General features: G+C 66.5%; 5 protein-coding genes. 3 read left to right on the forward strand and 2 right to left on the reverse strand.

Annotated elements, in window-relative coordinates:
• Positions 1-6 precede the first annotated feature (6 nt).
• The gene (locus BST28_RS05770; RefSeq protein ID WP_065287195.1) at positions 7-1,287 is read left to right on the forward strand and encodes a cytochrome P450; all 1,281 of its coding nucleotides are present in this window, start codon (positions 7-9) and stop codon (positions 1,285-1,287) included.
• A gap of 76 nt (positions 1,288-1,363) precedes the next feature.
• Complete coding sequence (locus tag BST28_RS05775; protein WP_083080281.1) at positions 1,364-2,572, forward strand: cytochrome P450; 1,209 nt, start codon at positions 1,364-1,366, stop codon at positions 2,570-2,572.
• A gap of 76 nt (positions 2,573-2,648) precedes the next feature.
• On the opposite strand, the gene BST28_RS05780 is transcribed toward BST28_RS05775, so the two are convergent.
• Positions 2,649-4,205 carry an aldehyde dehydrogenase family protein gene (locus BST28_RS05780; RefSeq protein WP_083080283.1) on the reverse strand — a complete coding sequence of 519 codons (1,557 nt, stop codon included), beginning with the start codon at positions 4,203-4,205 and terminating at the stop codon, positions 2,649-2,651.
• Positions 4,206-4,262: 57 nt separating this feature from the next.
• Between BST28_RS05780 and BST28_RS05785 the strand changes: the two genes are divergently transcribed.
• Positions 4,263-5,477: a CaiB/BaiF CoA transferase family protein gene (locus BST28_RS05785; protein WP_065287294.1), complete on the forward strand. Its 1,215-nt coding sequence runs from the start codon at positions 4,263-4,265 to the stop codon at positions 5,475-5,477.
• On the opposite strand, the gene BST28_RS05790 is transcribed toward BST28_RS05785, so the two are convergent.
• A partial coding sequence (locus BST28_RS05790; protein ID WP_083080300.1) for a thioesterase family protein occupies positions 5,474-6,222 on the reverse strand: 749 nt, incomplete at its 5' end. The genes BST28_RS05785 and BST28_RS05790 overlap by 4 nt on opposite strands.

A 6,222-nucleotide genomic window follows, 5' to 3' on the forward strand; every position in this document is an offset into this window, starting at 1 on the left:
GACACCATGACCCTGAGTTCATCAGCGAGTACACCGACGTCTCCGTATCCTCATCACCGGCTCGACATCTCCGATCCGGCTTTCTGGAGCAACGACTTTCGCACCCGTGACGAGACGTTCGCGACCCTGCGCGGCGAGCAGGGCCTGACCTGGCACCGGCCGATGCCGGCGGTGTTCCCTCACCAGGAGACCGGATACTGGGCAGCCACCCGGCATGCCGACATCAAGTTCATCAGTCAGCACGAGGAGCTGTTCTGCTCCCGCGAAGGGGTCAGCGTCGATCCGATGCCGGCCGAGATCCAGCGCAACATGACGTTCTTCCTGGCGATGGACCCGCCCGACCACACCCGGTATCGCAAGCTCATCAGTTCGGGTTTCACCCCGCGGCAGGTGCGCCGGATCGAGGATCAGATCAAGTCCAACGCCCGGAGCATCGTCGACGACCTGTTGGCGCAACTGCGTACCGGCGGCCAGATCGACTTCGTCGCAGCCTGTTCGGGGCAGCTGCCGATGCGCACCATCTCCGACATGATCGGTATCGACCCCGCCGATCAGCAGAAGGTCGCCTACGCCGCCGAATGCCTGTTCAGCGGCAGCGACGACGAGTACGCCTCGCTGGAAGACCGGGCGGTGCATGTCATGACGCAGCTGGGTGTTCTGGCCGGATCCGGTATCGAGCTGGCGCAGCGCCGCCGCGCCGAGCCGCACGACGATCTGATGACCGCACTGGTCAATGCCGAGGTCGACGGCCACCGCCTCACCGATGAAGAGCTGGGCTCGTTCATGGTGCTGCTCGGTTCGGCGGGAAACGACACCACCAAGCAGGCCACCACGCACGCGTTCAAGGCCCTCGTCGATCACCCCGAGCAGCGCGCGTGGCTGCTGGCGGACTTCGACAACCGGATCGACGCCGCGGTCGAGGAATTCGTGCGATGGGCGACCCCGGTGATCGCCTTCGCGCGCCACGCCGTGGCCGACACCGAGGTCGCCGGGACCGAGATCAAGGCCGGCGAGAAGGTCGCGTTGTTCTACTGCTCGGCCAACCGCGACGAGACGGTGTTCGACCGGCCGCACGAATTCGACATCACCCGTTCCACCAATCCGCACCTGGGTTTCGGCGGCGGCGGAGCGCACTACTGCCTGGGCACCCACGTGGCCCGGATGGAGCTGCGGCATCTGTTCTATGAGCTGCTCACCCGGTTACCGGAGGTCACGCTCGGCGAACCGGAGTACCTGCACAGCACCTTCGTGCACGGCATCAAGCGAATGCCGATCCGCCTCGCCTGACGCTGGCGCAACGCCCGCCCAATGATTTACTGTAATGCTTACAGTAAATTATTCCACTTGAGACGGGAGACCCGCCGTGGAGAGTCAGGTCGACGACGTCGCCGCCGCACTCGACAAGCCGGCCGGCTACCTTGCCAACCCCTACCCGTACTTTCAGAGCCAGCGCACCCGGGCCGGGATCTTCCCCGGAACGGTCATGGATTACTCCAAGACCCCGGCGTCGCTGCGACCCGAAACCCAGTTCGCCGCCGTGTCTTTCGATGCGGTCAATCAAGTCTTCCGGGAAGCGGATTCGTTCAACTCAGGGATCTACGACGTCACGATCGGATTGTTCCTCGGCCCGACCATCCTGGCGATGGAAGGCGAGCCGCACCGCAAACATCGCAACCTGGTGTCATCGGCCTTCAAGCGGAAATCGTTGGCGCACTGGGAGCCGGATGTGGTGCGGCCCATCTGCACCGGCCTGATCGACGAGTTCATCGACACCGGTAGCGCCGATCTGGTGGCCGATTTCACCTTCGAGTTCCCGACCCGGGTCATCTCCATGCTGCTGGGCCTGCCCGAAGAGGACCTGCCGTGGTTCCGTCAGCGCGCAATCGAGCTGATCAGCTACACCGTCAACTACGAGCGAGCGTTCTCCGCGTCCGCGGCATTGAAGGAGTATTTCCTGGCCCAGATGGACAAGCGGAAGTCGCATCCGAACAACGACATCATCGGCGACCTGGTCACCGCGGAGGTCGACGGCGAGAAACTCAGCGACGAGGCGATCTATTCGTTCCTCCGCCTGCTGCTGCCGGCCGGGCTGGAGACCACCTACCGGGCCACCAGCAACCTGCTGTACCTATTGCTGACTCATCCCGACCAGTTCGCCGCGGTGCAAGCCGATCACGGCCTGATCGGCGCCGCCATCGAGGAGGGGCTGCGCTACGAGACGCCGCTGACCACCGTACAGCGCACCGCGATCCGCGACACCGAGGTAGCAGGCGTGACGATCCCGGCCGGCGCGGTCGTCGATGTCTGCATCGGCTCGGCCAACCGCGACGAGTCCCGGTGGGAGCGCGCCGAGGAGTTCGACATCTTCCGCAAATGGATTCCGCACATCACGTTCGCCGCCGGTGAGCACACCTGCATGGGTCTGCACCTGGCCCGGATGGAGATGCGGGTCGCGATGGAGTGCCTGCTGGAACGGCTCGGCGATATCACGCTGGTGACCGACGACAATCCACACATCTACGGCCAGCCGTTCCGGTCGCCGCGTTCGCTGCCGGTGACGTTCACGGCGTGAATCCCGCCGACTGTGCGGTTTCGCACGCGACACGCCGATCAGTGCGCACCAAACCACACTGTCGATAGCTAATACCTCACGCCCCCCGGGGTTTGCGGTAGCCGATGGTCTTGGTCTCCAGGTACTGCGAGAACCCCTCGATCCCGCACTGGCGGCCCCAGCCGCTGCTCTTGTAGCCGCCGAACGGCGCGTCGGCGCCGTAGTACATCCCCCCGTTGACACCGATCGCCCCGGTGCGCGCCCGGCGGGCCACGGCCATGGCCCGTTCGGCGGATGCCGAGACCACCGCGCCGGCCAGCCCGAAGGCGCTGTCGTTGGCGATCCGCACCGCCTCGTTGTCGTCCCCGAACGGCAGGATCACCAGGATCGGTCCGAACACCTCGTGCTGCGCGATGGCCGCGCTGTTGTCGACACCGACGATCACCGTGGGCTGCACGTAGTTCCCGCCGCGCAGGCCTGGCGGTAGGTCTTCGTATTCCCCACCGCCGGTGGTGATCTCGGCCCCGTCGCGCCGGGCCTGCGCAACTGCGTCGAGCACCCGCTGCTTCTGCTCTGCGCTGATCAGCGGGCCGACCAGAGTCTGCGGTAGCGCCGGGTCACCCACCGTCACCGCCGCGAACGCCGCGGTCACCGCGGCCACGATCTCGTCGAACATGCTGGTGTGCACCAGCATCCGGGTGGTGGCCGCGCAAGCCTGCCCGGCGTGCACGCATACGCCTACGGCGGCCGGGATGACCTTGGCCGGGTCCGCGTCGTCGAGCACGATCAATGCCGACTTCCCGCCCAGTTCAAGGAAAGTCCGCTTCATCGTGTCGACGCCGCGGCGGGCCAGCAGCTTGCCGGCGGCGGTCGATCCGGTGAAGGAGATCATGTCGACCCGTGGGTCGGTGCCCAGCAGACCGGCGACCTCATTGGATCCGGTCGGCACCACGTTGACCACTCCGGCCGGGAAATCGGTACGCTCGGCCACGAGCCGCCCCAGCCGGGTGGCGTTCCACGGGGTGTGGGGATCCGGCTTGAGCACCACGGTGTTGCCGGCCGCCAGCGCGGGCCCCAACTTGTTCAGGATCACCTCGACGGGGAAGTTGGACGGGGTTATCGCCGCCACCACACCGATCGGCTCCTTGACGACGGTGCGCACGTTGCGGTCGCCGAACAGTCCGCCGCCTTCGATCCGCCGCTCCCACTCGAACTCGTCGACCAGCCGCGTCGGGTAGCGCAACGCGTCTGCCAGCGGCCAATCCAGCTGCGCCAGTTGGGTGGTCATCACCGGACAGCCCACTTCGGCGATGAGTTCAGTGCGCAGCTCTTCTTTCTCGTCCTCCAACGCGGACTGCAACTGGCCCAGGCACCGCTTGCGCAGTTCGCGGTTGGTCGACCAGTCGGTGTCGTCGAAGGCGCGGCGCGCCGCACCGATCGCCCACCCCATGTCGATGTCCTGGGCGGACGCGGTGGTGCCCAACACCCGGCCGGTGGTGGGACTGACATTGTCGAACTCCGCACCGGAGGCCGCCGCGACCAGCTTCCCGTCGATCAGCATCCGTGGCTCTGCCGCCGCGGCGGCCCGTTCGCCGATCTCCACGCTGGTGCCTTCGACGTCGCCGCCTTCTTTCGGAGGCCCAACCGTAACCATTACAGTAGAATACTCCAATATGTCGGACGTCAGGAGCGCGCTGAGTTGATCAAGGTGATGAACGGCTTCCGGGTGCTGGAGGTTGCGCAGTTCACGTTCGTCCCCGCCGCCGGGGCGATTCTGGCCGACTGGGGCGCCGACGTCATCAAGGTCGAACATCCCGTACGCGGCGACACCCAGCGTGGCTTCATCCGGATGGGGGGCTTCGAGCTCGACCCGGACCGCCATCCGCTGATCGAACACCCCAACCGCGGTAAGCGCAGCGTCGGCATAGACGTCTCCACATCCGATGGGCAGCAGGTACTTTACGAACTGGCCGCCACCGCCGATGTGTTCTTGACCAACTACCTGCCCCGGGCACGGCAGAAGAACAGGTTCGACGTCGAGCACATCCGCGCGGCGAATCCGGACATCGTCTACGCCCGCGGCAGCGCCTACGGCGACAAGGGCCCCGAACGCGACATCGGCGGCTTCGACGGCACCGCATTCTGGACACGCAGCGGCGTCGGCCACGCCCTGAGCCCCGAGGAGCTCGGCGCACCGCTCTCCCAGGGCATCCCGGCGTTCGGCGACTCCGTCGGCGGTATGAACATCGCGGGCGGTATCGCCGCCGCGCTGCTGCATCGCGAGCGCACCGGGCAGGCACTCGAAGTCGATGTCTCGCTGCTGTCCACGGCGTGGTGGGCGGCCGGCGCCAGCGTGACCCAGGGCATGGAGACCGGCGAGGCCATGCGTGCGTCGATGCCGCACTCCGGTGGCTCACCGGCGAATCCGTTCCTGGGCAACTACACCACCTCCGACGGCGGAACCATCAATCTGTGCATCGTCAGCCCGACCGGATACATCCGGGACACCTTCGAGCACCTGGGCATCCCCGAGGCGGCCGATGACCCCCGCTTCTGCGACGTGCTGCCACTGATGGAGAACGCCGACGCGGCCAGTGAGCTGATCCTCGCGGCGATCGGCGCCAAGCCGTTCGCGTACTGGCGCCAGCACCTCAAGACGATGAAGGGCCAATGGGCGCCGTTCCAGAGTCTGGTCGATTTGGGCTCCGACGAGCAGGCGATCGCCAATGACATGATCGTCGAAGTGCAAGCCGGCGACGGCGGTCCGGCGTTCAAAGTGGTTCGCGGGCCGGTCCAGTTCAACCACGAGCCGCTGGAGACCACGCGCGCCCCGCAGGCATCCGAGCACACCGAGGTCGTGCTGATGGAGCTCGGGATGGACTGGGACCGCATCGAAAAGCTCAAACGGTCAGGCGCTATCGCCTAGCCGGCCGTGGCGGTCTTCTCGCGGTACTTTCTCTCGGCGTCGAAGTTGAAATTCGCGATCGCGGTCGATACACCGCTGCCGATCGGGCCGAGCGCGTCGAACAGGCTCGAGCTTCCGGTCGCCACACCCGCGTCGCTGTAGTGGGTCAGTGCCGCCAACCCGATATAGGGGCCGACCGATAGCCGGCTCAGGGTCAAGGTGAAGTCGGCGTTGATGAACGCCAAACCCCTGGTGCTGAAATTGGTCAACGAGGCGGTGACGTCGACGGCCATCGCCGCCCGCACGAACGGCGAGAGCTCCTCGCCGTCGACGAGGTCACGGATCTCGCGTATCCAGGCGTATCTCGGTCCGGAGTACTGCCACGGAAAGCGATCACCATCGTCCTTGCCATAAGCCCGGATGAACATCGGCACCGACTCGTCGAAACGCTCGGGCTCCTCCGGGAGGGGCGGCAGCGTCACCGCGGTGGTGAAGAACTCGCCGTCAGGCTGGACGCCGCGGCGCAGATACAGCGCCGAGCCGCGGGCCACCAGCTCGCCGTCCTGCGTCATCGTCGCGTCGACGGCCCGCATCCGCGACCCCGCGCGCACCACCGATGCAGTGACTCGCAGCGGTGCACTGGCAACCCGGCGCAGGATCTCGACGGTCAGCCGCGCCGGTTGCAGGTCGTCTTGTGCGACGTGGTGCTCGATGGCGCGGGCCAACAGACCGCCGACCACCTGGCCCCCCAGCGTCGGTCCCCACC

The sequence above is a fragment of the Mycolicibacter kumamotonensis genome, from assembly GCF_002086285.1.
In the GTDB taxonomy this organism is placed as follows: Bacteria; Actinomycetota; Actinomycetes; order Mycobacteriales; family Mycobacteriaceae; genus Mycobacterium; species Mycobacterium kumamotonense.

Excerpts from the sequence above, each read along its gene's own strand:
- BST28_RS05770 (WP_065287195.1), top strand. The coding sequence starts at position 7 with ATGACCCTGAGTTCATCAGCGAGTACACCGACGTCTCCGTATCCTCAT.
- BST28_RS05785 (WP_065287294.1), top strand. The coding sequence starts at position 4,263 with ATGAACGGCTTCCGGGTGCTGGAGGTTGCGCAGTTCACGTTCGTCCCC.
- BST28_RS05780 (WP_083080283.1), bottom strand. The coding sequence starts at position 4,205 with ATGGTTACGGTTGGGCCTCCGAAAGAAGGCGGCGACGTCGAAGGCACC.